This window comes from Klebsiella sp. K-3, from assembly GCF_051207495.1.
GTDB lineage: Bacteria > Pseudomonadota > Gammaproteobacteria > Enterobacterales > Enterobacteriaceae > Klebsiella > Klebsiella aerogenes.
This window is the reverse complement of record NZ_JBPNXF010000009.1, coordinates 116,977-139,607: the sequence shown is the minus strand read 5'-3', so window position 1 is coordinate 139,607 and position 22,631 is coordinate 116,977. Positions and strand designations below refer to the sequence as shown.

Below are 22,631 nucleotides of genomic sequence, written 5' to 3'. Positions count from 1 at the left end.
AAATGATGCTTTACAGCATCGGCAGAGGTGTTTATAGTGCGCCCCATACCGGAAGCGTGGCCGAGCGGTTGAAGGCACCGGTCTTGAAAACCGGCGACCCGAAAGGGTTCTAGAGTTCGAATCTCTACGCTTCCGCCAAATTAAACAAGGGGTTACCGAAAGGTAGCCCCTTGTTGCTTTGGGCTGTTGGTATAGTGTTGGTATATTCACTTGGTCTATTCTGTGTCCTATCTTTAATTAACATATCTTTTACATAATCAAGTTACCCCAATATTTATTTTCTTGATAGACTGTCTGTAATTTCTTGAATGGATTGGTCAAGTATGCAGATGCCTGGATTAACTTACTCCCACATACATGATTTTTGCATCAACTCGGTCCAAAGTATCGCCGATCAATTTGGTTGGGGGTTAGGGTATGGGAAGTTACGGCCAGATGATCTTCGTTTGCTTCAGACTGGTTCGTATGGAGATTTGCCATGGGTATGGGCCTTTGAGCAATACGGAAATCCGCTAAATGAAGACGTGCTCGACCTTTCAATGAGAATTAAAGGGGTTGATGATGCATTCCCTGGTGGAGCAGCTTTATGTCGGATTGATCAGCGTCGGCATCGTTTAGAAATTTGTATGGTGGAAAACTTTCTTAAAAGCAAAGATAGTCCTTTGACAAAGCGAGTTTGGTTATCCACATTGATTTTTGCTCACTCGATGGCAACAGCGACTAGGCATGATGAAGTGTACATCATGAATCCGAAGACTCGTTATCTGCCGCTATACAGAAAATTCGGATTCTATGAAGATGCGTTCTGCATGCCACATTTATGTGCGAATCTCATTGAAATTGAACAAGCCATTACCGATGAGATGACACGAAACATAGCTCGCTGAAAAAGTGCTCTTTCAACTCCTCCGCACTTCCGCATTTTTCGTTGATTAGCAATTTGATAAAAATTTCCGCAAACCTTATACTGCAACCAACATGTTGACGTATCCGTCAACTGATTACGTAGGCATAAGGAATCACCTCATGAGAAATCAAGACGCTAAGTTCGATGTTGTCGATACGCTGGCCTTGATTGCACAGGCAACACAGTTCTGGCAGAGCTTGGATCCTCAAAAGCTTGAGGATATGTGTGACGCCGAGATGGATAACTCTGGTGCTCCTATAGAGCATAAAGCTGCCTGATGGTATCGTTTCTTTGATTGAGCCCGCGACCGCGGGCTTTTTTGTGTATGTACTAATCTGGCTTATCGAGCGGGGGACATCAAGAGACGGTGTTACTTTCACTTTTCGGTCGTATGTTGTTACCTGAAGTTCCGTCTTATGTCCGCTGAATAGCTGTTTGTCTCTACTACTACCTTCATAGTCTGAAATTGCTTTGGCTTTAATATCGTGGAATGTACCCGGAACAGGGCGACCCAGTTTCACCGCGGCTTGCTTTTTCGCATTATTCCACCATGTATTGAATGTTTTTTTATTCATCCGCCCATACATGCGCAACGGTGAGAGGGTGAACGACGATCGCCTGCAGCTGGATAACAACGTAATCATGATGGACTCGCTGGCAGCGGTAAAGGTGTTGATTAAGCGAGTAGACGAACTGGAGGAGAAATTATCTGCATTAGAAATCCAGTAATCGTGTTTATTTGTCCAGACCCCAACTGACAATTTGTGCATGCAGAATGCAATCAAATCTGACAGTCCGCTTTGAGCGAAGAGCGGACTTATCCGTACAAGGCTTACCATCCAGAAATGGAAGTTCCCCCAAACGGAAAACACTCGCAAACCTTCTAGACAACCTTTTCCCGAGCATTTAGCCTGAATTAAAATTTTAATATCTGTCAGGCTAGTTCATTATGAAAAATGATATCAGAACCCTCGACCTTAACCTTCTTAAGGCCCTTGATGCATTACTGGATGAGGGAAGCGTGACTCGGGCTGCACAGCGCCTCTCCCTGACGCAGCCTGCCGTCAGTGGTATGCTTATTCGCTTGCGTGATTACTTTGACGATCCACTCTTTGTTCGCACCAGCCACGGTATGGTCCCCACAATGCGGGCCAACGAACTTTCTACGCCGGTAAAACAAATCCTCACCGATATCGCTATCCTGCTGAAACCAAAGAAATTTGATCCGGTGACGGTGGAACTGACTTATACCATCGTCGCAACGGACTATGCACTTAAGGCTGTTGTCGTTCCGTTGATGGCTGAGCTAAAACAACGTGCACCGTATATTAAAATCGCCGTGCGGCCCGTGGACAATGAGCGAATGTATCAGCAGTTGTCTCGGGGTGAAGTTGATCTGGCTTTGATAACACCACAAACAACCCCCGAAGACCTGCATGGAAGAGCGCTCTATGAAGAAGATTATGTCTGCGTAGCACGACGTCATCATCCTTTGGCAGCGAGTCCAGAAATGACGCTCGAACAATTTTGCAAACAGGAACATATTCTGGTGTCTTCAGAAGGTAACTTCACCGGTGTTACAGATGAAGCACTTGCTAAGCTCAGTCTGACACGACGAGTAGGCATGTCAGTTAATAGTTTTCAGGTGATACCTGATATATTGCGAGTGACTGATATGATTGCAGTTGTACCTCACCGCATGGTCCTGACTAACAACGATCTCATCATTCTCCCTTTGCCCCTGAAAGTACCCGGCTTTACCAAGAGCATGGCCTGGCATGAGCGAACCCATCGTGACCCAAGTCATCAGTGGATTCGTGCTTTATGCGCAGAAGTAAGCCAACATCCCGCGTCCTGATATAATTTATCTTATTAAGAATATAAGCAATGACAATTCGCCTTATAACTCTATTGCACCAATAATCACTGTCATTACGTTACTGCCGTAATGACACTCGCAGTGCACTCAACTATAGCAATTGGAGAAATTTATGAACGCGATTAACTGGCCAGAAGGCTTTGTTCCGGGTTTTACCGATAACTTTGTTTCTAATGAAATGATCATCTCAGGTCTGAACGTCCATGATGTCTGGCCGCTCCTGAGTCAGCCATTGCTATGGCCGGAATACTATAAAAATTCCGCCGATGTGCGCTTTTATGACAACAAAGGTCCAGAATTGGAAAATGGGGTTCGCTTCTACTTCAGCACGTTTGGTTTCCCAGTTGAAGCTCAGGTTGTGGAGTTTGTTCCACCTGCTGAAGGTAAACCTGCTCGTCTGGCATGGCACGGATGGGCCGGTGAAAAAGATACCGCTCAACGACTCGATGTCCATCATGCGTGGCTACTGGAGGATCTTTCCGGTCACAGGGTCCGTATCCTAACGCAGGAAACACAGAACGGAGTCCCGGCAAAAGATCTGGCAAATACCCGTCCGAACCCAATGCTTAATGGTCATCAGGAATGGCTTGACGGCCTGATTCGAGCAGCAAAGAAATAATAAACCGCTTTCCGCAGTCATATCACTGAGGCTGCACTTCCCCGCAGCCTCAAGAATATTTGCCCGTTTGCTATTGCACTTGATTACAGGTAAATCATGTAACCCCCGCAAGTGACACCGTGCGGCCATATCTGTAATGTCCCCTCCTGGCACGGAGCGGACTTTCAGATTATGTTTGGCTCTGTGAGTTAAGAGTGTCAGATCAGATCTAAGATACAACAAATAATGTCATTAAATGACATGCTATCACCCAGTAACCGTCTGCAGGGGTTACCGGGTGGGGATAGTCTTCGATACCGGGGTATTTGGGGGCAGATTTTGGGGCAAAACGAGCCGTATTCAACCCCGAAAATGACAGAGGTATACTATCTGCAGAGAAGTGGATAACTAACTGAAAAATATGGGCGTGAAAATGTCTAAACATACCAGTGACTTATGGTAATGTGTTGATTTTAAATAACTTTTCCACAACCTTGAAAACCGGCGACCCGAAAGGGTTCTAGAGTTCGAATCTCTACGCTTCCGCCAAATATGAAAAGGGGTTACCGAAAGGTAACCCCTTTTTGCTTTGGGTTCCTCCGGCACATCCCTGCTTCAACCTCTCTCGTCATTAATGAATCGCCTCCTCCCAGTAGGGCGGCATCCCAATCTTTTCAACCATAAAGTCGATAAATGCCCGGACTTTATGCGGCACTCTCCTGTTTTGCGGGTAGAGCATCCAGATGGCGGTTTCGCTGGGGAACATACTAAATTCCCACTCCGGGAAGACGCGTTGAATAAGCCCTTGTTCTTCGGCCTGACGCGATAGCCAGTTCGGTAAAATCGCAATCCCGGTATGATTGACGCAGGCATAAAGCATGGCGGCGCTATCGCTAACGCTCAGTCGGTAGTGAATCGGGATGCGCTGCCATTCATCTTCTGAACCCATCTTACGCGTATACCAACCGGCGCCATGCAGACGAGAAAACATCACGATATCGATCTGCTGTTGATCGGCGCCTGGTGTTGCTGTAGGGCGGTTTTCCGCAATCCACCTTGGGCTGGCCCAGGCTGAGCGCGTTTGCGAAGCCAGTTTACGGGCATGAATCGAGGAGTCAGGCAAAACACCGATGCGAATACTCAGGTCGATGCGCGTTTCAATCAGGTCCTGCACTTCATCGTTAAAACTGATATCCAGCGAAATGTTGGGGTGCAGACGAAGAAATTCATCCACGAAAGGCATCACGTGCAGACGGCCAAAGGTACTGGGTACGCTTAACCGCAGCAGGCCGGAAGGCTGTTTATCCAGTGCGGAAGTTAACTGGCGGGCTTCCTCCCATTGTAATAACAGTTGTTGGGCGTGCGAGTAAAAAAATGCCCCGGTTTCGGTTAATGCTAATCCACGGGTAGAGCGGTTAAACAACGTCACCTGTAAATACGCTTCCAGCTCGGAAATATGGCGAGAGACGGTGGATACTTCGATATTTAAGGCTTTGGCGGCAGCGCTGAAACTTTTATAGTCAGCGGCGCTAACGAAAGTTCTGATTGCGGATAAATGGTTCATCTGGTCTACGTCTCATTGATGATGAATGTTTCTCAGCAACCTGTTCTGGTGTAGCCAACTACAATAGCGGTCCTGATGGCAAAGCTTATCACTTTGTTTCTCTAATTATTCCCGGCAATATCTAAGGATAATTATTATGAGGGTATAAAAAAGGCTTCCCTGACTGCGGGAAGCCGGATAATTGATAGTGATATTTTATTTTGCGCTGACGCGCCAGACGGTATTACCGACATCGTCGGCAATGATTAACGCCCCTTCATTATCCTGCGCGAGTCCGACCGGCGCGCCGTACAGTTCTTTCTCATCGCGCGAGACAAAACCGGTGACTACACTCTCTGGTTTACCGACGGGTTTGCCGTCTTTAAAGGCGACGAAGCTGACTTTATAGCCATTCAGCGGCGAACGGTCCCAACTGCCATGCTCGCTGATAAACACGCCGCCCTGATAGGTTTGTGGCAACATGTTTCCGGTATAAAACAGCATTCCCAGCGGCGCAACGTGGGAACTCAGGGCATAATCCGGCTTGATCGCTTTGGCGACCATGTCCGGGCGCGGCGGCTGTACGCGGCGGTCAACGTGCTGTCCGAAATAGCTCCACGGCCAGCCATAAAACCCGCCATCCTGCACCGAAGTCAAATAATCAGGTACCAGGTCGGCGCCGATTTCATCGCGCTCGTTGGCAATAGCCCAAAGCTTGCCCGTCTGCGGTTCCCAGCCGAGTCCGGTAGGATTCCTGATCCCGCTGGCGAAGATACGGCTTGCGCCGGTGGCCGTATCAACCTCCAGAACGGTGGCACGACGATATTCAATATCCAGGCCATTTTCGGTGATATTACTGTTCGAGCCGACGCCCACATACAGCTTCTTACCATCCTGGCTTGCCAGTAACGCTTTGGTCCAGTGGTGATTGACGGTGCTGGGCAGGTCCGCCAGCTCGCTCCCCGCATCGCTGATACGTGTCGCCCCCGGCTGGTAGTGATAACGCATGATGTTGCCGGTATTGGCGACGTAAAGATTATTGCCGATTAGTTGGACACCGAAAGGCGAGTGCAGATGTTCAAGGAAAATATGTTTTTCCCAGCCGCTGGCGTTTTTACGCAATAGCGTAATGCGATTCCCGCCTTTTCCGCCTTTACCTGACTGATTTTTCACTATCCCGGCAATCAGCTGCTTCGGTGTAGTCAGCGGCTCCTCGCCAGGACCGTTGCTTTCAACGACCAGCACATCGTTATTTGGCAGGACATAGACCATTCTGGGATGCAGGAATCCGTCGGCTATTTTTTCTATTTTCAGCCCCTGGGCAACCGCCGGTTGTCCATCTGTCTTCCAGCCTACGCCGCGGGGAACCTGCATCGGCGGCATCAGGAAATCCTGGGCCTTCGGCATTACGGGATCGGGCCCTACCTGTTGATCCGGGCTAAGTTTCGCTTTCTCATCGCATCCGGACAGGGCAAGCGCGGTGGCGAGCATAACGGGCAGGGGCAGTAGTAATTTATTCATGGCGAATCCCCTTATTATTAGCCAGGCAAGTGGAGCTGATAATATTGGCGACAAGCAGACAGATAACGGTAATCGATGAATAGATAACGTTCTGCGGCGCAATTGCCCATGCGTCGCGGCTATGAACAAAACAGTTGACCAACGCGGCAATAATAGCGATGAGATTTAGCCAGAAATCAATTTTTGCAGCCGGGCGTCGAGGAGTAAAAAACCAGACCTGCGCCAGATTAATCAACCGCGGAATGATGGCAAAAATAAGGCCAAGGGCAATAAGCCAACTGGCGCATTTCCCCCACATCACGTTAGTGCTGTAGAGGTAAATAATATCGAAGATAAGACCGGCGATAAAAAAGCCGTAAGGCACCGGATTGAGTAGATTATATATGACCATCGCAAGGCTATTACCTCGGTCATGAGAGCGTTCACTCATTGTCAATTCCTTGTCAGGGGGAATAAGGTAGGGTGAAAATAATGCTGACGTTCAAGCCGGAATATTGAATACCGCTTAGCAGATAAAATTATACATATCGTTAACAATTTCAGTATGCCAATCGCGGGAAATCTGTTTTGCGCAAATGGTCATACCGGCTACGGTAAGATTGTTGCAGTAGGGAGGAGGCGGGCCAGATGCTGACCGCGCCATGGTACGCTTAACTTTCTATTCGGGCAGCCAGCTGCTGGGCCATGTCGGCGAAAATCCTCGCCGCGGCTTTTGGTCGGGTGCCTTTGCGCTGCATTAACACCGCGGTTCTCTCAAGCGTTGCTTCCTCCAACAACCGGGTCACCAGGCCAGTGCGCTGGGCGGCGACATTCAGCGGCAGAATGGTCACTAATTGGGTTCGCTGGATGATATCGAGGATGGCATTGATCGAATGCATTTCAATGGTCACCCGCGGGTGGAAACCGGCTTGCTGTAAGCAGTGGTCAATTTGCAACCGGGTGGCGAAATGGTGGTTGAGCAGAATAAATTCCTCCGCGGCCAGCTGGCGCAACGAAAGGGATTCTTCGCGGGCCAGCGGGTGATGGTTCGCCACAACCAGCGCCAGCACTTCCTGTAGCAGCGGGGTGGAAACAATGTCTGGTGTAACTCCCTCGGCAAAGGCAATGCCAATATCCAGCTCATTTTCCAGCAGCATGCCCTCCATTTTCTCCTGCGACATCTCCTGTATATCCAGCGTGATATGCGGATAACGCGCATGAAATTCAGCCACTAACGGCACGACGAAATAAGAAGTAAAGGTGGGCGTCACGGCAATGCGCAGAGAACCGCGACTGAGGTCTTCGACATCATGAATGGCGCGTTGGCCCTCATCCAGCAGCTGAAATGCCTGACGGGCATACTGCAAAAACACCTCGCCCGCATCCGTCAGGTGAATATGCCGGCCGCTACGATCAAAAAGCTGCGCATCCAGGCTCTCTTCTAGCATCCTGATTTGCTGTGAGAGCGCCGGTTGTGAAATATGCAGGGCTTCCGCCGCGCGGGTAAAACCCTGATGTTCGGCGACGGCCAGGAAGTATCTAACATAGCGAATATTCACGCTTTCAATCCATAAGTTTTTTGGATGAATTTGATTATAAACAAGACTTTTATTTTATGCCATGCGCCGCGTAACCTCCCTGTCATTCCACAGCGAGGTAGACATTATCATGAAAGAAATCATTGATGGTTTTCTTAAATTTCAACGTGATGCATTTCCTGAACGCGCTGAACTGTTTAAAAGTTTAGCCTCCCGGCAGAGTCCCAGTACGCTGTTTATTTCCTGTTCCGATAGCCGGATGGTTCCTGAATTGGTCACCCAGCGTGAACCCGGCGATCTGTTTGTCATCCGTAATGCCGGCAATATTGTCCCTTCTTACGGCCCGGAGCCCGGCGGCGTGTCGGCATCGGTGGAGTATGCCGTAGCTGTCCTGAAGGTCGCGGATATTGTGATTTGCGGCCACTCCGATTGCGGGGCGATGACGGCAATTGCGCAGTGTAGCTGTCTGGATCATGTGCCCGCCGTTAAGCACTGGCTGCAATATGCGGATTCGGCAAAAGTGGTCAACGATGCTCGCGAGCATCGCGACCCGCAGGCCAAAACCGCGGCGATGGTGCATGAAAACGTGATTGCCCAGTTGGCGAATATTCAAACTCACCCTGCGGTACGCCTGGCGCTTGATGAAGGACGTCTGACATTACATGGCTGGGTGTATGACATTGAAACGGGGGAGATTGCCGCTTATGACGGCAATACCAGAGCTTTTATTTCGCTGGCCGGTCATCCGGATACCCGAGCGGTGCCGGTTTACGGTCAGTAATTTCATTTCACTACGATATAACGAGGTAACACCATGATTCAGTCACAAGTCAGCCGCGAAGTTCGTCTGGAGTTAGCGAATAAAATTTTGCTGATTAAAGCCAAAAAGGATCTCTCCTTTGCACAGCTTGTTGAAGGCACTGGTTTATCAGAAGCCTTTGTCACGGCCGCGCTGTTGGGGCAGCACCCGCTGCCTGCTGAAGTGGCGAAAATGGTTGGGGCAAAACTGGAACTCAACGATGATGATATTTTGCTGCTGCAAACGATTCCGGTCAGAGGCTCTATTGAGGACCGCGTGCCGACGGATCCGACCATGTATCGCTTCTATGAAATGCTGCAGGTCTACGACACCACCCTGAAAGCGTTGATTCATGAAAAATTCGGCGACGGGATTATCAGCGCAATTAATTTTAAGCTGGATGTGAAAAAAGTCAGCGATCCGGAAGGCGGACATCGTGCGGTGATTACTTTCGATGGAAAGTATCTGCCAACGAAACCTTTCTGATGACAATTAATCGTTAACAGCACGGGCCTGAACCACGATCCAGGCCCGTTGTTATCTGGCGGGTTGATAACGCATTTGCAATGTGGCGGGCAGATAACGCTGCAGCGGCTGTGGCGTTTTACCATCGATCAGCTGACTGATGAGATCGTAGCAGTGCCAGGCCAACTGGCGGTTGTCCTGCTGGATGGTGTCGATGCGCAGCGACAGCGAATCATACAGATAGTGGTCATCGAAGCTGGCTAAATGGATCCCGGAATCCAGCAGGTTATGCTGGCTCATATAGCGTAGTACCCCTTCCAGCAAGCCGCAGGCGGCGGTAAACAGCGCCTTAGGCGGCCGCCCGAGGCGGGCGCACAGCGCGGCAAACATCTCATAGCCTGAGCTTGGGTGATAGTTGCCGTTGATAATCCACTCCGGGCGCAACTCAACGCCTGCCTGGGCTAATCCCTGACTAAATCCGGCCAGCCTATCGCGTGAGGGTGAGAGCCGCGGCTGCCCGCCGAGAAACCAGAACTCATCCGGATGTTGTCCGGCGATACGGGCGATAAGTTCCGCCGTCGGCGCCAGTGAATCGGTCATCACCAACGGCAGGGCGCTATCGTTTGGATTGCGATCGAACAGCACCACCGGCAGCTGTTCGCTGAGCTTCAGATAGTCGGCGTCGCTATGCATGCAAGAGGCGACAATTAAACCATCGACCTGACGGGCAATCATATTATTGACCACCATGCTCTCCTGACCGGGATTCTCATCGGTGCAAGAGATAAGCAGCTGTACGCCGGCTTCGCGGCACAGGGTTTCCAGCTCGTGAGAAAAAACGGCAAAACCATAGTTGGTGATCTCGGGTACCACCAGACCAATGGTATGGCTGCGGCTATCGCGCAGCGAACGGGCGTGAATACTCGGCTGGTAGTGCTGCTCGCGGGCGATAGCCAGCACCCGTTCGCGCGTCTCTTGCGCCACGCGCAGCTCTTTGCCGCGACCGTTCAAGACCAGGCTGGCGGTGGCTTTAGAGACGCCAGCCAGTTCGGCGATATCTTTTATGGTAATGCGTTTGGGTTTCATCACGAGCCAGGCGCCTGAAAGCAAAACGCTTATTCTACCATGCATGGCCGCAGCGGCCAGCAGCAGAATGCCACCGGCGTCGCGCCGCCGAATACCAGTTTACCTGGATAATCGGCAAAGAAGCGGCTGCTCATCGCCCCCGCGCCATCATTAATAAAGATCTCGACGCTGGATCGATCGATGAGGATCTGCAGTTTATGCGCCGCGCCGCGCCAGTAACGGTAATCGACAGTATCAGCTATCAGGCTTCGACGGGCCAGGCGTACGCCGCGGCTGTCCAGCGAAAGCTGCAGCGCACCCGCGAAATCCAGCGTCAGCGCATCGCCTGGCGCAACCTCGAAGGCGAGTTCCATCGGCTGCAGCGCCAGCGGTTCGGACTGCCAGTCCTGCGCCTCGCCGCGAAGCGCCGCCAGTTCGCGCACGGGATTTTGATACAGCGTGCCGTGGCGCCAGCTGAGTTCCCGCAGGCAGGTCATCTGATGGATCCAGCCGTGGGCCCGCGTAGGTTGCTGCATCTCTTCTCCGTCGGGGACCCCCATCCAGCCAACCAGCAGACGGCGGCCATCCTCCGCCAGGGTGGTTTGCGGCGCATAGAATTCGAAGCCGCTATCCAGCTCTTCGATCGCGCCATGGCGCCAGGTGGCGGCGGTTTGGTCGAAATGGCCCTGCATCCAGACTGCCGGATAGGTGTTCAGGAAGCGCTGTGCCTCGCGCGGCAATCCTTGCGGGCAGCTCAGTAAAATATATCGATCGCCGAGGGGGAACAGATCCGGGCATTCCCACATATAGCCGGCGTCTTTCAGGCCGTTAAGTCCGCTACCGGCTATTTCGCCATGGCTATTCCACTGCATCAAATCAGCGGAGCTGAATAGCAGAACCTTGCCGCGGTCGGCCAGATCGCGCGCGCCCAGCACCATCATCCAGCGTTCGCCATCGCGCCAGACTTTGGGATCTCGCACGTGGCCGCTATAACCTGCTGGCAGCGCCAGCACCGGGCCTTGTTTACGAAAAGTACCGTCGGGATTTTGCGTCGCCAGACACTGCCAGGCGGTACGGCTACCATCGCTAAATTTCACATTACCGGTGTAGCAGAGCGTCAGGACGCCGTTGTTATCTACCGCGCTGCCGGAGTAGCAGCCGTTGCGGTCGTATTCTTCGTCTGGCAGCAGGGCAATCGGTTCATGCCGCCAGTGCAGCAGATCCGGCGAACTCCAGTGCCCCCAGCCTTTATAGCTGTGATCGCAGGCAAGAGGATTCCACTGATAAAAAAGATGATAGCGACCGTCGAAGTGGATAAAACCGTTTGGATCGTTCAGTAGCCCGCATACCGGCGCCAGATGCCACTGCGGATAGTGGTTATCCCGCAGCGCGCGCGGCTGGTGGTTCATGACGGCCTGCAGGACCATCGGTAACAAAGAAGGCTGCGGCATTATTCAGCATCCGTTTTGTATTTGAGCGTCAGCGAAACGATAAAGGCGACCACAAACGCGATAGCCAGTCCGATGATGTAGTTAAGCAGGGAACTGGCCTGTACGATAGCCATTCCGGGGATGGCGGTCAGGCCGACGGCGGTCATATAGACGTGCATGGAGACCACCCAGGCGCCACCCGCCGCGCCGCCAATCAATGCGGCGATAAATGGCTTAACGAAGCGCAGGTTGATGCCGAATATCGCCGCTTCGGTGATGCCCAGCATTGCCGAAAAGGCGGAGGGGAGGGCAATGGCTTTCACTTTTATATCTTTGGTTTTAAACCACACCGCCAGACAGGCGCCGCCCTGGGCAATATTAGCCATCGCCCAGATAGGCAGCAGGAAATTGACGCCGATCGACGGGTTGCCGAGCAGCCCGGCTTCGATGGCATGGAAGCTGTGGTGAATACCGGTAATAACAATCACCGAATACAGCCCACCGAACAGCAGCCCCGCCAGCCAACCGGCGTGGGCAATGAGCGTGCTGAGAATAAAGGAGATGCCGTCGCCGAGTGCGCGACCGGCCGGGCCGATAATCAACAGGGCGATAAAACCGGAGATAATAACCGTCAGGAACGGCGTGAGGATCAGATCCAGCGCGTCGGGAATCAGGCGTCGCAGTTGCTTCTCAAGCAGGCTCATAAACCATACCGCCAGCAGCACCGGGAATACCGTCCCCTGATATCCGATCATCGCCACCTCGAGGCCGAAGAAATTCATGGTGTGGAAGCCCGAAGCCACTCCCCAGGCGTTGGTCAGCGCCGGGTGGGTAAGAATACCGCCGAGGGTTGCGCCAAGATAAGGGTTGCCGCCGAATTCACGCGCGGCGGTAAACCCGATCAGGATTGGCAGAATAATAAAAGCGGCCGAACTACACATATCGAGGATCAGGTAGATGGCGTTGCCCGGATCGACCCAGCCGTAGGTTTTCACCATTCCCAGCAGTCCCATTAGCAGGCCGGAGGCGACGATAGCCGGGATAATGGGCACAAAGATGTTCGACAGCAGGCGAGCGATCCGCTGGAACGGATTCAGTTTTTTCGCCGCCAGGTCTGCGGCCTCGGATTTGCTCGACTCGCTAATACCGGCGGCCTGAATAAAGGCGGCATACACTTTATTAACCACGCCGGTACCGAAGATGATTTGCATCTGCCCGGCGTTGCGAAAGCAGCCTTTTACCCCCTCAATTTTGCCGATGGCCTGCTGGTCGGCGAGCGCGTCATCGACCAGTACCAGACGCAAGCGGGTGGCGCAATGCGCGGCGCTGGCGATATTTTCTTTGCCGCCAAGCAGCGGCAGCAGCGTGCGAGAAATCTGTTGAAAATCCATAGTACCCTCTACAAAGTCTGTCATCATCATGGGCAATTGGGGATGTCCGAATCCCCGAACCGCCGCTTTGCTAATTTTGCTAAAACGTTTTAATTATTTTGCCTGCCTGCATCGTTAAAACTGGCGGTTCACATCGGCCTGGTACGGTAAGGCGGTCATCGCGCCTTTGGCGGTAGTCGCCAACGCGCCACAAGTTTGCGCCAGCGCGACGATCGGCTCCAGCGCGGTGACATTGTCAGGAAAGCCGTGTGCGCAGAGGCTGGCGAGTAGCCCGGCAACAAAGGCATCGCCGGCTCCAGTGGTATCAACGCTGACCACCGGACGGGCCGGGAAGTGAATATGCTGCTGATGGAACACTGCTTGTACTCCGGCTTTTCCTTGCGTGACCAGCAGCAGTTTTGGCTGAAAGTGCTCGCGGACTCGCGCAATACCGCTGGCAATATCATCGCTACCGCTGATAAAGGCCAGTTCCTCTTCCGACAGTTTCACCACGTCAGCCAATGCCAGCGCCCGTTCGAGACAACGGCGTAACAGCTGGGGATCCTGCCACAGTTCGCTGCGGATATTAGGGTCGAAGCTGACGCTGCCGCCGGCGCGTTTAATCTGTTCCATCGCCGTAAAGGCGCTGCTACGGCTGGGTTCGGCGCTAAGGGCGATAGAGCAGACGTGCAGCCACTGCCCGGCCGCGAATTGAGGGAGATCGCCTGGTTGTAAAAAAAGATCGGCGCTCGGACGAACCATAAAGGTAAAGGTTCGTTCGCCGTGTTCATCCAGCGCCACCACGACGGTTGAGGTGCGCTGTGCGGGGTCTAAAGAAAGGTGGCTGATATCCACGTTCTCTTGTCGTAGCGTCTGGCGCATAAAATGGCCAAAAGGGTCATCGCCGACCCGGCCGATGAATCCGCTATTGCCGCCAAGACGCGCGACGCCGACCGCAACGTTAGCCGGTGCGCCGCCCGGACATTGTAATAAGCGGCCATCGCCCTCAGGCAGCAGATCGACGACCGCATCGCCGAGTACCCATACTTTACTGGTCATACTTATAATCCTTTTAGCTAAACTTTGTTAAACCGGTTTAGCTAATTTAAACATAACCGAAAATCCAACGGAACGCGGAAGTGATGAAAATGCGATCGGCAACGATAAAATGTGATCCAGCCGCGATATTGCGCGCTTAGCGCTTTACTACAGCGCTGCAAATGTCTTTGTCATTTTCACCTACCAATAATAAGGGGGAGGGGGCAGAGCGATAGGTCGCTTATTGCCGAGGAAAAATCCTCATATATCTATTTATTATTATTACTTCGCCGTATTTATACGGTTTAAAAATATATTCTTGATGGCTTTAAACTTGGGCTCAACGTCGTTAATTAATTCTCGATTTTTATTATTACAACGTGTTAATAAACTCGTTTCGTTAAAGGAATGTTAGAAAAGTAACCCGGCGGAAATACCCATTTTGGGTAATGCGCCAGGCCGTAATTGTTATCGAAATTTTATCCATATCTGCAGGAGTTCAGCCACGAGAAGATGCGGGAAAATAGCGTCAGGCGCCGCGATATGAGGTTGTTAGATTGTATTTTGTACAATCATCCGCGCTGAAAGACTAGCCGATACCATCGCTTTATTGTACGTTTTTTATACTTTTTCCATAGATGCTATTCGAGTATTAGATCTAATATCCCTGTATTACACCATGGTTATTTTTTACGGTGAAAACTAATGATTTGCGTTGAATTTACCGCTTGTTCAGATTTTTATTCTTCAATTTTTATAATGTTATTTTTTTGTTCTAAATGTACCAAAAAAAACTAATAGTAATGGTTGATAACACTTTTTTTAAGGTAATTCATTTACTTGTGATCGTTAAATGATCGAATGTTGGTTATAAAGTGATCGAAATGAGGTGTTGTTACCGGTATTATTTTTTATTTTTGTGATCTATATCTCATTACATTCAAAATTTCCCCATACTTAATTGTGTGTGCTAATGATTCGGGAGTAGAGTTGCGCCGCCTTAAGAATATTCTTATAGAATTTCTAAAAATAGTTTCATGGCAATTCAACTCTCTCGAAGCAAATTCTTTACATCCTCCACTCCGGTTTGCACCTGTAACAAACTATTAACAGTGGGGCGAATTTGACGATTAGCTGAATTTTTAGCTATCGCGAGTGAGTGTTTTAATTGCCTCTTGGGGAAATAACTGAGGTCACGGGCGATTAAGTAACACGCCACGTGTATGTTTTCTAACATGGCTTATCGGGATAGGGATTATGGGTACCTCCGAATTACTTAAGCATATTTATGACTTCAACCTGTCGTATTTATTTTTAGCACAGCGGCTGATCAACGATGAGAAAGTGTCCGCGATGTTTCGTTTGGGAATTGACGAAACCATGGTTGATACCCTGGCGCAACTGACGTTACCGCAGATGGTGAAACTGGCTGAAACTAATCAGCTGGTGTGCAATCTGCGCTTCAGCGACCATCAGACTATCGAGCAATTGACCAAAGAGTCGCGCGTTGATGACCTCCAGCAGATCCATACCGGTATCCTGCTTTCCAGTCACCTGCTGCAAGAGCTCCGCGCCAAAGAAGGCGCTGCAGCGAAGAAAAGTGTTTGATAATGGCTGAGAAAAGTATTGTTCAGGAAGCGAAGGATATTCAGCTCGCCATGGAGCTGATATCTCTCGGCGCGCGTCTGCAGATGCTGGAGAGTGAAACTCAGCTCAGCCGTGGGCGCTTAATCAAACTTTACAAGGAGCTGCGCGGAAGCCCGCCGCCGAAAGGGATGCTGCCGTTCTCGACCGATTGGTTTATGACCTGGGAGCAGAATATTCATTCGTCGATGTTCTACAACGCCTATTTGTTCCTGCTGAAGAGCGGTAAATGCAGCGGAGTGGAAGCGGTGATCAAAGCCTATCGCCTGTATCTCGAACAGTGTCCGCAAGAAGCGGGCGAAGCGCCGCTACTGGCGTTGACCCGCGCCTGGACGCTGGTGCGCTTTGTTGATAGCGGTATGCTGCAGCTCTCCGCCTGCAATAGCTGCGGCGGCTCATTTATCACCCACGCGCATCATCCGCAGCACGATTTCGTCTGCACATTATGCCAACCGCCTTCACGCGCCGTAAAAAGACGTAAACTTTCTCCGCAACTGGCCGATATAACCTCTCAACTGCTGGACGAGCAGGCTAAACGCGTCATGTAAGTCGCCGTTCCGACGACTTACGGCAATCCATTTCGACGTGTAATACGCAGGGGCGGCATGCCGCCCCCCATTCCACGCCTGGTTTACGCCAGGGCGCGTTTGCCTCGCCCGCCATCCACATTGTTAATTTGAGGTATGCGTGTGCTAGTGATATTGGGTTATCTCGTGGTCCTGGGAGCGGTATTTGGCGGTTATTTGCTGGTGGGCGGCCACCTTGGCGCGCTGTACCAGCCGGCGGAATTCCTGATTATCGGCGGCGCCGGCATCGGCGCGTTTATCGTCGGCAACAACGGCAAAGCCATCAAATCCACGCTGCGGGCGTTGCCCAAAATGGTACGTCGCTCCAAATACAGCAAGGCGCTGTATATGGATCTCATGGCGCTGCTGTTCCTGCTGCTCGCTAAATCCCGTCAACAGGGGATGTTGTCGCTTGAGTTCGATATCGACAATCCTCAGGAAAGTGAAATTTTCGCTAATTATCCGCGCATCCTTGCCGATAACCATCTGGTGGAGTTCATAACCGATTATTTACGCCTGATGGTGAGCGGCAACATGAATGCTTTTGAAATTGAAGCGCTGATGGACGAAGAGATCGAAACCTTCGAACAGGAGAGCGAAGTGCCCGCCGGCAGCCTGGCGATGGTCGGCGACTCTCTGCCGGCATTTGGTATTGTCGCGGCGGTAATGGGGGTGGTGCATGCGCTGGCCTCGGCGGACCGCCCGGCGGCGGAGCTCGGGGCGCTTATCGCCAACGCGATGGTGGGGACTTTCCTCGGCATTCTGCTGGCCTATGGATTTATCTCGCCGCTGTCGACGCTGCTGCGGCAAAAAAGCGCCGAGACCGTCAAGATGATGCAGTGCATCAAGGTCACGCTGCTCTCCAGCCTCAACGGCTACGCGCCGCAAATCGCCGTCGAATTCGGCCGCAAAACGTTATACACCACCGAGCGCCCGTCGTTTGTTGAGCTCGAAGAGCACGTGCGCCAGGTCAAAGCGCCCGCCGCGCAGGCGACGGAAAGCGAAGAAGCATGAAACATAATCACCCGGTGGTACTGGTCAGAAAACGAAAATCGCACCAGCCTGCGCATCACGGCGGCTCGTGGAAGATTGCCTATGCCGATTTTATGACGGCGATGATGGCCTTCTTTCTGGTGATGTGGCTGCTGGCGATCGCCAGCCCGCAGGAACTGACGCAAATAGCCGAATATTTCCGTACGCCGCTGAAAGTGGCGCTGACCAGCGGCGATAAAAGCAGCTCGGAAAGCAGCCCGATCCCCGGCGGCGGCGAAGACCCGACCCGTGAAGTCGGGTTGGTCAGCAAGCAGATCAATACCGCGGATAAACGCGCCGAAGAGCTACGGCTTAACAAACTGCGTGACAAGCTCGATCAGTTGATTGAGTCAGACCCGCGCCTGAAGGCACTTCGTCCGCATCTGCTGATCAACATGATGGACGAAGGCCTGCGCATTCAGATTATCGATAGCCAGAATCGCCCGATGTTTAAAACCGGTAGCGCTCAGGTTGAAAGCTATATGCGCGATATCCTGCGAGCGATTGCGCCAATCCTCAATGATTTGCCGAACAAGATAAGCCTCTCCGGGCATACCGATGACATCCCCTACGCCAGCGGCGAACGCGGTTACAGCAACTGGGAGCTGTCGGCGGATCGCGCCAACGCCTCGCGCCGCGAGCTGATTGCCGGCGGCCTGGCGGAAGGGAAGGTGCTTCGGGTGGTCGGTATGGCGGCAACCATGAGCCTGAAGCAGCACGGCGCTGATGATGCCATCAACCGCCGCATTACCGTACTGGTGCTTAACAAAGAGACCCAGCAGAGCATCGAACATGAAAATGGCGAAAGCAATGCGCTGGAGATTAGCCAGCCGGATGCGCTGCCAAAGCTGGTCGCGCCCGCGCCGGTTAACCGCGATTCACACCCTGAGGTGACCCCATGAGCATGGATATTAGCGCTTTTTATCAGACTTTTTTTGATGAAGCAGATGAGCTGCTGGCAGACATGGAGCAACACCTGCTGGAGCTGGATCCGCAGGCCCCCGATATCGAACCGCTAAACGCTATTTTTCGCGCGGCGCACTCGATCAAAGGCGGCGCGGCGACGTTTGGCTTTTCCGTATTGCAGGAAACCACCCATCTGCTGGAGAACCTGCTCGACGGCGCCCGGCGCGAGGAGATGCGCTTGAGCACCGAAATTATCAATCTGTTTCTGGAAACCAAAGATATTATGCAGGAGCAACTGGACGCCTATAAAACCTCGCAGCAGCCTGACGCTGAGAGCTTTGACTATATCTGCCAGGCGCTGCGGCAGCTGGCGCTGGAAGCGCAGCAGCAGGACGCGCCTGCCGCGCCGCCCGTCGTGGCCCAGCCTGCGCCGACGGCCATCGCTGGCGGTATGCGCGTGAGCTTAACCGGGCTTAAAGCCAATGAAATTCCGCTGATGCTGGAAGAGCTTGGCAACCTCGGCGAGGTTCAGGATCCCCTGCAAACTGACAATAGCCTTGAGGTGACCCTGCTGACCACCGCCAGCGAAGAGGATATCTGCGCGGTGCTCTGTTTCGTTCTTGAGCCGGAACAGATCAGCTTTACCACGCCGCCAACCACTGCCGCTAAACCATCGCCGTTGGCCGAAGCTGTGCCGTCGCCGGTCGTCCAACCGCAGCCTGCTGCCGTCGAGCCGCCTAAAGCGCCGAGAGCGAAGGCCAGCGAATCGACCAGCATTCGCGTGGCGGTGGAGAAAGTTGACCAGTTGATTAACCTCGTCGGCGAACTGGTGATCACCCAGTCCATGCTGGCGCAGCGCTCAGGTAACCTGGATCCGGTAACCCATGGCGATCTGCTCAATAGCATGAGCCAGCTGGAACGTAACGCTCGCGACCTGCAGGAATCGGTGATGTCGATTCGCATGATGCCGATGGAATATGTATTCAGCCGCTACCCGCGGCTGGTGCGCGACCTGGCCGGCAAGCTCAATAAGCAGGTGGAACTGACGCTACAGGGCAGCTCTACCGAACTTGATAAGAGCCTGATCGAGCGCATTATCGACCCGTTAACCCACCTGGTGCGTAATAGCCTCGACCACGGTATTGAAGATCCGCAAACCCGTCTGGCGTCAGGTAAGTCTGAGGTGGGCAATCTGATTCTTTCCGCTGAACATCAGGGCGGCAATATCTGCATCGAAGTGATCGATGACGGCGCCGGACTCAATCGCGAAAAAATTCTCGCCAAAGCGGCGGCGCAGGGGCTGGCGGTCAGCGACAGCATGAGTGATGAAGAGGTCGGAATGCTCATTTTCGCGCCGGGCTTTTCGACCGCGGAACAGGTGACCGACGTCTCTGGCCGCGGCGTCGGCATGGACGTCGTGAAACGGAACATCCAGGAGATGGGCGGTCACGTTGAAATCCATTCCCGCGCGGGCAAAGGAACCTCGATTCGTATTTTGCTGCCGCTAACGCTCGCCATCCTCGACGGCATGTCGGTCAAGGTCAATGAAGAGGTCTTTATTCTGCCGCTCAACGCGGTGATGGAATCGCTGCAGCCGCAGGCCGAAGACCTGCATCCGATGGCCGGCGGCGAGCGGATGCTGCAGGTTCGCGGCGAGTATCTACCGCTGGTGGAGCTCTACCGGGTGTTTGATGTCGCCGGGGCGAAAACCGAGGCTACTCAGGGCATCGTGGTGATTCTGCAAAGCGCCGGCCGCCGCTACGCGCTGCTGGTGGATCAACTGATTGGCCAGCATCAGGTAGTGGTGAAAAACCTGGAAAGCAATTATCGCAAAGTGCCGGGAATTTCCGCGGCGACGATCCTCGGCGACGGCAGCGTGGCGCTGATTGTCGATGTGTCGGCGCTGCAAATGCTCAACCGGGAAAAGCTGCTGAGCGCAGCGGCCGCATAACGACTCATCTCATAAAATTAACAGGTGCAGACCATGGCAGGATTAGCAACCGTCAGCAAATTGGCTGGCGAAACGGTAGGTCAGGAGTTTTTAATTTTTACCCTCGGTAATGAAGAATACGGCATCGATATTCTCAAGGTGCAGGAGATCCGCGGCTATGACCAGGTGACGCGTATCGCCAACACCCCGAATTTCATCAAAGGTGTCACCAATCTGCGCGGGGTGATCGTGCCGATTATCGACCTGCGGGTAAAATTCGCCCAGCAGGGCGTCTCTTATGATGAAAACACGGTGGTTATCGTGCTTAACTTCGGCCTGCGGGTGGTGGGGATTGTGGTCGACGGCGTCTCCGACGTGCTGTCTCTCACCGCTGAACAGATCCGCCCGGCGCCGGAATTCGCGGTGACGCTGGCGACCGAGTATCTCACCGGTCTTGGCGCGCTCGGCGAGCGCATGCTGATCCTTGTGGATATCGAAAAGCTGCTCAGCAGCGAAGAGATGGCGCTGGTCGATAACGTCGCCAAAAGCCACTAATCTACCGGGCGCGCTCTGCCGCGCCCGGTAAAAATAGTCCCCGCCTGGCATAAAGTTCCCCTCCCGCGCGCCGATAACCCTTTCAGTCACATACGTAAAGCCTGGCCGTTCAGGCTTCCAGGAAGGGGAAACATGTTTAATCGTATTAAGGTCGTCACCAGTCTCTTATTAGTGCTGGTGCTATTTGGCGCATTGCAGCTGATTTCGGGCGGTCTGTTTTTTTCGTCGCTGAAAAGCGATAAAGAGAACTTCACCGTTCTGCAAACCATCCGTCAGCAGCAGTTGCTGCTAAGTGAAAGCCGGGTCGATCTGCTGCAGGCGCGTAACTCCCTGAACCGCGCAGGGATCCGCTACATGATGGATACCAACAAAATCGGCAGCGGCGCGACTATCGACGAGCTGCTGGCGAAAGCGAAAGAAGAGCTGGCGCGCGCCGAACGTAACTACGCCGCCTATGAAAAAATCCCGCAGGACCCGCGTCAGGATCCGCAGGCGACGGAAAAGCTTAAGCAGCAGTATGGCATCCTGTACGGCGCGCTGTCGGAGCTGATCCAGCTGCTGGGCGAGGGTAAAATCAACGCCTTCTTCGACCAGCCGACGCAAAAATACCAGGACGATTTCGAGCAGACTTATAACGCCTATCTGCAGCAAAACGGCAAGCTGTACCAAATCGCCGTTGACGGTAGCAACAGCTCTTATAGCTCGGCGATCTGGACCTTAATTGTGGTCATCATCGTGGTGCTGGCGGCGATCGTCGGCGTATGGATGGGCATCCACCATATCCTGGTGCGCCCGCTGAACCGCATGATTGAACACATCAAACGTATTGCCTCCGGCGACCTGACCCAGCCTATCCCGGTGACCAGCCGTAATGAAATCGGCGTGCTGGCCGCCAGCCTCAAGCACATGCAGAACGAGCTTATCGAAACGGTAAGCGGCGTGCGTCAGGGGGCGGATGCCATCTATAGCGGCGCATCGGAAATCGCCGCCGGGAATAACGATCTCTCTTCGCGCACCGAACAGCAGGCGGCATCGCTGGAAGAGACTGCCGCCAGTATGGAACAGCTGACGGCGACGGTGAAACAGAACGCCGAAAACGCGCGTCAGGCTAGCCAGCTGGCGCTGAGCGCCTCCGAAACTGCGCAGAAGGGCGGCAAAGTGGTGGCCAACGTGGTGGAAACCATGCACGACATCGCCAGCAGCTCGCAGAAAATTGCCGATATCACCGGCGTTATCGACGGTATCGCCTTCCAGACCAACATCCTGGCGCTTAACGCCGCGGTAGAAGCGGCGCGCGCTGGTGAACAGGGCCGCGGTTTCGCGGTCGTGGCGGGTGAAGTCCGCAACCTGGCGCAGCGCAGCGCCCAAGCGGCCAAAGAGATCAAAGCGCTGATCGAGGACTCGGTCAACCGTGTGGATATGGGCTCGGTGCTGGTGGAAAGCGCCGGCGACACCATGGGCGACATCGTCAATGCGGTCACCCGCGTGACCGACATCATGGGCGAAATCGCCTCTGCTTCCGATGAGCAGAGCCGCGGTATCGACCAGGTCGGCCAGGCGGTAGCGGAAATGGATCGCGTCACCCAGCAGAACGCCTCGCTGGTGGAAGAGTCGGCCTCCGCCGCCGCCGCGCTGGAAGAGCAAGCCAGCTTGCTGACGCAGTCGGTTGCCGTCTTCCGTCTGAAGTCGGAAGGGCAGGAAGAGTATAAAGCGCCGGTCAGCAATAAAACCGCGCCTGCCGCCATCGCTACGCATAAAAAAACCAGCGCCAGCGACTACCAGGATAACTGGGAGACGTTCTAACGGGTACCGGCCGCCGCATCCCTACACGCGGCGGCCTCTCTTGCGTTGTAAGCCGGCCAAGAC

Annotated in this window: 22 protein-coding genes, 1 tRNA gene and 1 pseudogene; 15 read left to right on the top strand and 9 right to left on the bottom strand. The window is 53.2% G+C overall.

Translation table 11 applies throughout. From position 1 onward, the window contains the following. Nucleotides 1-50 precede the first annotated feature (50 nt). From ACSEMK_RS16540 to ACSEMK_RS16530, 3 genes are all read left to right on the top strand, one after another. Nucleotides 51-138, top strand: a tRNA-Ser gene (locus ACSEMK_RS16540). Nucleotides 139-323: 185 nt separating this feature from the next. Further along, nucleotides 324-887 carry a hypothetical protein gene (locus ACSEMK_RS16535; protein ID WP_430914986.1) on the top strand — a complete coding sequence of 188 codons (564 nt, stop codon included), beginning with the start codon at nucleotides 324-326 and terminating at the stop codon, nucleotides 885-887. Between the two features lie 139 nt (nucleotides 888-1,026). After that, nucleotides 1,027-1,185, top strand: a complete 159-nt coding sequence (locus ACSEMK_RS16530) for a hypothetical protein (protein WP_180807160.1) — start codon at nucleotides 1,027-1,029, stop codon at nucleotides 1,183-1,185. A gap of 57 nt (nucleotides 1,186-1,242) precedes the next feature. On the opposite strand, the pseudogene ACSEMK_RS16525 reads toward ACSEMK_RS16530, so the two are convergent. Beyond that, nucleotides 1,243-1,488: pseudogene (locus ACSEMK_RS16525) on the bottom strand (integrase); the annotation flags it as partial. A 22-nt stretch (nucleotides 1,489-1,510) separates the two neighbouring features. Between ACSEMK_RS16525 and ACSEMK_RS16520 the strand changes: the two are divergent. The 3 genes from ACSEMK_RS16520 (at nucleotide 1,511) to ACSEMK_RS16510 (ending at nucleotide 3,405) form a co-directional block, all read left to right on the top strand. Beyond that, nucleotides 1,511-1,636, top strand: a complete 126-nt coding sequence (locus ACSEMK_RS16520; protein ID WP_259678439.1) for a hypothetical protein — start codon at nucleotides 1,511-1,513, stop codon at nucleotides 1,634-1,636. A gap of 220 nt (nucleotides 1,637-1,856) precedes the next feature. Further along, nucleotides 1,857-2,765, top strand: coding sequence for a LysR family transcriptional regulator (locus tag ACSEMK_RS16515; RefSeq protein WP_136343399.1), 909 nt, complete (start codon nucleotides 1,857-1,859; stop codon nucleotides 2,763-2,765). Nucleotides 2,766-2,898: 133 nt separating this feature from the next. After that, complete coding sequence (locus tag ACSEMK_RS16510) at nucleotides 2,899-3,405, top strand: SRPBCC domain-containing protein (protein ID WP_136343398.1); 507 nt, start codon at nucleotides 2,899-2,901, stop codon at nucleotides 3,403-3,405. 610 nt (nucleotides 3,406-4,015) lie between these two features. Here the strand turns inward: ACSEMK_RS16510 and ACSEMK_RS16505 are convergent. The 4 genes from ACSEMK_RS16505 to cynR form a co-directional block, all read right to left on the bottom strand. Continuing rightward, nucleotides 4,016-4,948 carry a LysR family transcriptional regulator gene (locus tag ACSEMK_RS16505; protein ID WP_430914987.1) on the bottom strand — a complete coding sequence of 311 codons (933 nt, stop codon included), beginning with the start codon at nucleotides 4,946-4,948 and terminating at the stop codon, nucleotides 4,016-4,018. A gap of 195 nt (nucleotides 4,949-5,143) precedes the next feature. After that, complete coding sequence (locus ACSEMK_RS16500) at nucleotides 5,144-6,448, bottom strand: PQQ-dependent sugar dehydrogenase (protein WP_430914988.1); 1,305 nt, start codon at nucleotides 6,446-6,448, stop codon at nucleotides 5,144-5,146. Beyond that, the gene (locus ACSEMK_RS16495) at nucleotides 6,441-6,878 is read right to left on the bottom strand and encodes a DUF2231 domain-containing protein (RefSeq protein WP_021463497.1); all 438 of its coding nucleotides are present in this window, start codon (nucleotides 6,876-6,878) and stop codon (nucleotides 6,441-6,443) included. The genes ACSEMK_RS16500 and ACSEMK_RS16495 overlap by 8 nt, the downstream gene beginning before the upstream one ends. A gap of 220 nt (nucleotides 6,879-7,098) precedes the next feature. Next, nucleotides 7,099-7,986: a transcriptional regulator CynR gene (gene cynR, locus ACSEMK_RS16490; protein ID WP_308958558.1), complete on the bottom strand. Its 888-nt coding sequence runs from the start codon at nucleotides 7,984-7,986 to the stop codon at nucleotides 7,099-7,101. 109 nt (nucleotides 7,987-8,095) lie between these two features. Here cynR and ACSEMK_RS16485 point away from each other — a divergent pair, with 109 nt between their 5' ends. Next, the gene (locus ACSEMK_RS16485; protein WP_113374301.1) at nucleotides 8,096-8,746 is read left to right on the top strand and encodes a carbonic anhydrase; all 651 of its coding nucleotides are present in this window, start codon (nucleotides 8,096-8,098) and stop codon (nucleotides 8,744-8,746) included. A 33-nt stretch (nucleotides 8,747-8,779) separates the two neighbouring features. Next, nucleotides 8,780-9,250 (top strand): cyanase, encoded by a 471-nt coding sequence (gene cynS, locus ACSEMK_RS16480; RefSeq protein ID WP_015704922.1) that lies wholly within the window; start codon nucleotides 8,780-8,782, stop codon nucleotides 9,248-9,250. A 51-nt stretch (nucleotides 9,251-9,301) separates the two neighbouring features. On the opposite strand, the gene ACSEMK_RS16475 is transcribed toward cynS, so the two are convergent. The 4 genes from ACSEMK_RS16475 to ACSEMK_RS16460 form a co-directional block, all read right to left on the bottom strand. Beyond that, the gene (locus ACSEMK_RS16475; protein ID WP_045397754.1) at nucleotides 9,302-10,315 is read right to left on the bottom strand and encodes a LacI family DNA-binding transcriptional regulator; all 1,014 of its coding nucleotides are present in this window, start codon (nucleotides 10,313-10,315) and stop codon (nucleotides 9,302-9,304) included. Nucleotides 10,316-10,344: 29 nt separating this feature from the next. Beyond that, on the bottom strand, nucleotides 10,345-11,745 hold the full coding sequence (locus tag ACSEMK_RS16470) for a sucrose-6-phosphate hydrolase (protein WP_308958557.1): 1,401 nt from the start codon (nucleotides 11,743-11,745) through the stop codon (nucleotides 10,345-10,347). Then, complete coding sequence (locus tag ACSEMK_RS16465; RefSeq protein WP_430914989.1) at nucleotides 11,745-13,115, bottom strand: sucrose-specific PTS transporter subunit IIBC; 1,371 nt, start codon at nucleotides 13,113-13,115, stop codon at nucleotides 11,745-11,747. Before ACSEMK_RS16465 ends, ACSEMK_RS16470 begins: the two co-directional genes overlap by 1 nt. 114 nt (nucleotides 13,116-13,229) lie before the next feature. Then, nucleotides 13,230-14,153: an aminoimidazole riboside kinase gene (locus ACSEMK_RS16460; protein ID WP_430914990.1), complete on the bottom strand. Its 924-nt coding sequence runs from the start codon at nucleotides 14,151-14,153 to the stop codon at nucleotides 13,230-13,232. Between the two features lie 1,236 nt (nucleotides 14,154-15,389). Here ACSEMK_RS16460 and flhD point away from each other — a divergent pair. The 7 genes from flhD (at nucleotide 15,390) to ACSEMK_RS16425 (ending at nucleotide 22,568) form a co-directional block, all read left to right on the top strand. Next, entirely contained in the window at nucleotides 15,390-15,740 is a 351-nt protein-coding gene (flhD, locus tag ACSEMK_RS16455) for a flagellar transcriptional regulator FlhD (RefSeq protein WP_015367348.1), read from the top strand. A gap of 2 nt (nucleotides 15,741-15,742) precedes the next feature. Beyond that, nucleotides 15,743-16,324, top strand: a complete 582-nt coding sequence (gene flhC / locus ACSEMK_RS16450; RefSeq protein ID WP_045397765.1) for a flagellar transcriptional regulator FlhC — start codon at nucleotides 15,743-15,745, stop codon at nucleotides 16,322-16,324. 141 nt (nucleotides 16,325-16,465) lie between these two features. Beyond that, nucleotides 16,466-17,356 carry a flagellar motor stator protein MotA gene (motA, locus tag ACSEMK_RS16445; RefSeq protein ID WP_015704927.1) on the top strand — a complete coding sequence of 297 codons (891 nt, stop codon included), beginning with the start codon at nucleotides 16,466-16,468 and terminating at the stop codon, nucleotides 17,354-17,356. Further along, nucleotides 17,353-18,276, top strand: coding sequence for a flagellar motor protein MotB (gene motB, locus ACSEMK_RS16440; RefSeq protein WP_042892855.1), 924 nt, complete (start codon nucleotides 17,353-17,355; stop codon nucleotides 18,274-18,276). The genes motA and motB overlap by 4 nt, the downstream gene beginning before the upstream one ends. Then, nucleotides 18,273-20,231 carry a chemotaxis protein CheA gene (gene cheA / locus ACSEMK_RS16435; RefSeq protein ID WP_430914991.1) on the top strand — a complete coding sequence of 653 codons (1,959 nt, stop codon included), beginning with the start codon at nucleotides 18,273-18,275 and terminating at the stop codon, nucleotides 20,229-20,231. The genes motB and cheA overlap by 4 nt, the downstream gene beginning before the upstream one ends. Nucleotides 20,232-20,264: 33 nt before the next feature. Next, the gene (cheW, locus tag ACSEMK_RS16430) at nucleotides 20,265-20,765 is read left to right on the top strand and encodes a chemotaxis protein CheW (RefSeq protein ID WP_316424494.1); all 501 of its coding nucleotides are present in this window, start codon (nucleotides 20,265-20,267) and stop codon (nucleotides 20,763-20,765) included. 132 nt (nucleotides 20,766-20,897) lie between these two features. Then, nucleotides 20,898-22,568 carry a methyl-accepting chemotaxis protein gene (locus ACSEMK_RS16425; RefSeq protein ID WP_047065481.1) on the top strand — a complete coding sequence of 557 codons (1,671 nt, stop codon included), beginning with the start codon at nucleotides 20,898-20,900 and terminating at the stop codon, nucleotides 22,566-22,568. The last annotated feature ends 63 nt before the right edge of the window (nucleotides 22,569-22,631 follow it).

What these genes read in the sequence shown, in the direction of transcription:
- ACSEMK_RS16535 (WP_430914986.1), top strand. Translation starts at nt 324, where the DNA reads ATGCAGATGCCTGGATTAACTTACTCCCACATACATGATTTTTGCATC.
- ACSEMK_RS16475 (WP_045397754.1), bottom strand. Translation starts at nt 10,315, where the DNA reads ATGAAACCCAAACGCATTACCATAAAAGATATCGCCGAACTGGCTGGC.
- ACSEMK_RS16500 (WP_430914988.1), bottom strand. Translation starts at nt 6,448, where the DNA reads ATGAATAAATTACTACTGCCCCTGCCCGTTATGCTCGCCACCGCGCTT.
- flhD (WP_015367348.1), top strand. Translation starts at nt 15,390, where the DNA reads ATGGGTACCTCCGAATTACTTAAGCATATTTATGACTTCAACCTGTCG.
- ACSEMK_RS16465 (WP_430914989.1), bottom strand. Translation starts at nt 13,115, where the DNA reads ATGGATTTTCAACAGATTTCTCGCACGCTGCTGCCGCTGCTTGGCGGC.
- cheA (WP_430914991.1), top strand. Translation starts at nt 18,273, where the DNA reads ATGAGCATGGATATTAGCGCTTTTTATCAGACTTTTTTTGATGAAGCA.
- ACSEMK_RS16460 (WP_430914990.1), bottom strand. Translation starts at nt 14,153, where the DNA reads ATGACCAGTAAAGTATGGGTACTCGGCGATGCGGTCGTCGATCTGCTG.
- cynS (WP_015704922.1), top strand. Translation starts at nt 8,780, where the DNA reads ATGATTCAGTCACAAGTCAGCCGCGAAGTTCGTCTGGAGTTAGCGAAT.
- flhC (WP_045397765.1), top strand. Translation starts at nt 15,743, where the DNA reads ATGGCTGAGAAAAGTATTGTTCAGGAAGCGAAGGATATTCAGCTCGCC.
- ACSEMK_RS16515 (WP_136343399.1), top strand. Translation starts at nt 1,857, where the DNA reads ATGAAAAATGATATCAGAACCCTCGACCTTAACCTTCTTAAGGCCCTT.
- ACSEMK_RS16530 (WP_180807160.1), top strand. Translation starts at nt 1,027, where the DNA reads ATGAGAAATCAAGACGCTAAGTTCGATGTTGTCGATACGCTGGCCTTG.
- ACSEMK_RS16505 (WP_430914987.1), bottom strand. Translation starts at nt 4,948, where the DNA reads ATGAACCATTTATCCGCAATCAGAACTTTCGTTAGCGCCGCTGACTAT.
- ACSEMK_RS16510 (WP_136343398.1), top strand. Translation starts at nt 2,899, where the DNA reads ATGAACGCGATTAACTGGCCAGAAGGCTTTGTTCCGGGTTTTACCGAT.
- motB (WP_042892855.1), top strand. Translation starts at nt 17,353, where the DNA reads ATGAAACATAATCACCCGGTGGTACTGGTCAGAAAACGAAAATCGCAC.
- ACSEMK_RS16485 (WP_113374301.1), top strand. Translation starts at nt 8,096, where the DNA reads ATGAAAGAAATCATTGATGGTTTTCTTAAATTTCAACGTGATGCATTT.
- ACSEMK_RS16425 (WP_047065481.1), top strand. Translation starts at nt 20,898, where the DNA reads ATGTTTAATCGTATTAAGGTCGTCACCAGTCTCTTATTAGTGCTGGTG.
- ACSEMK_RS16470 (WP_308958557.1), bottom strand. Translation starts at nt 11,745, where the DNA reads ATGCCGCAGCCTTCTTTGTTACCGATGGTCCTGCAGGCCGTCATGAAC.
- ACSEMK_RS16495 (WP_021463497.1), bottom strand. Translation starts at nt 6,878, where the DNA reads ATGAGTGAACGCTCTCATGACCGAGGTAATAGCCTTGCGATGGTCATA.
- cheW (WP_316424494.1), top strand. Translation starts at nt 20,265, where the DNA reads ATGGCAGGATTAGCAACCGTCAGCAAATTGGCTGGCGAAACGGTAGGT.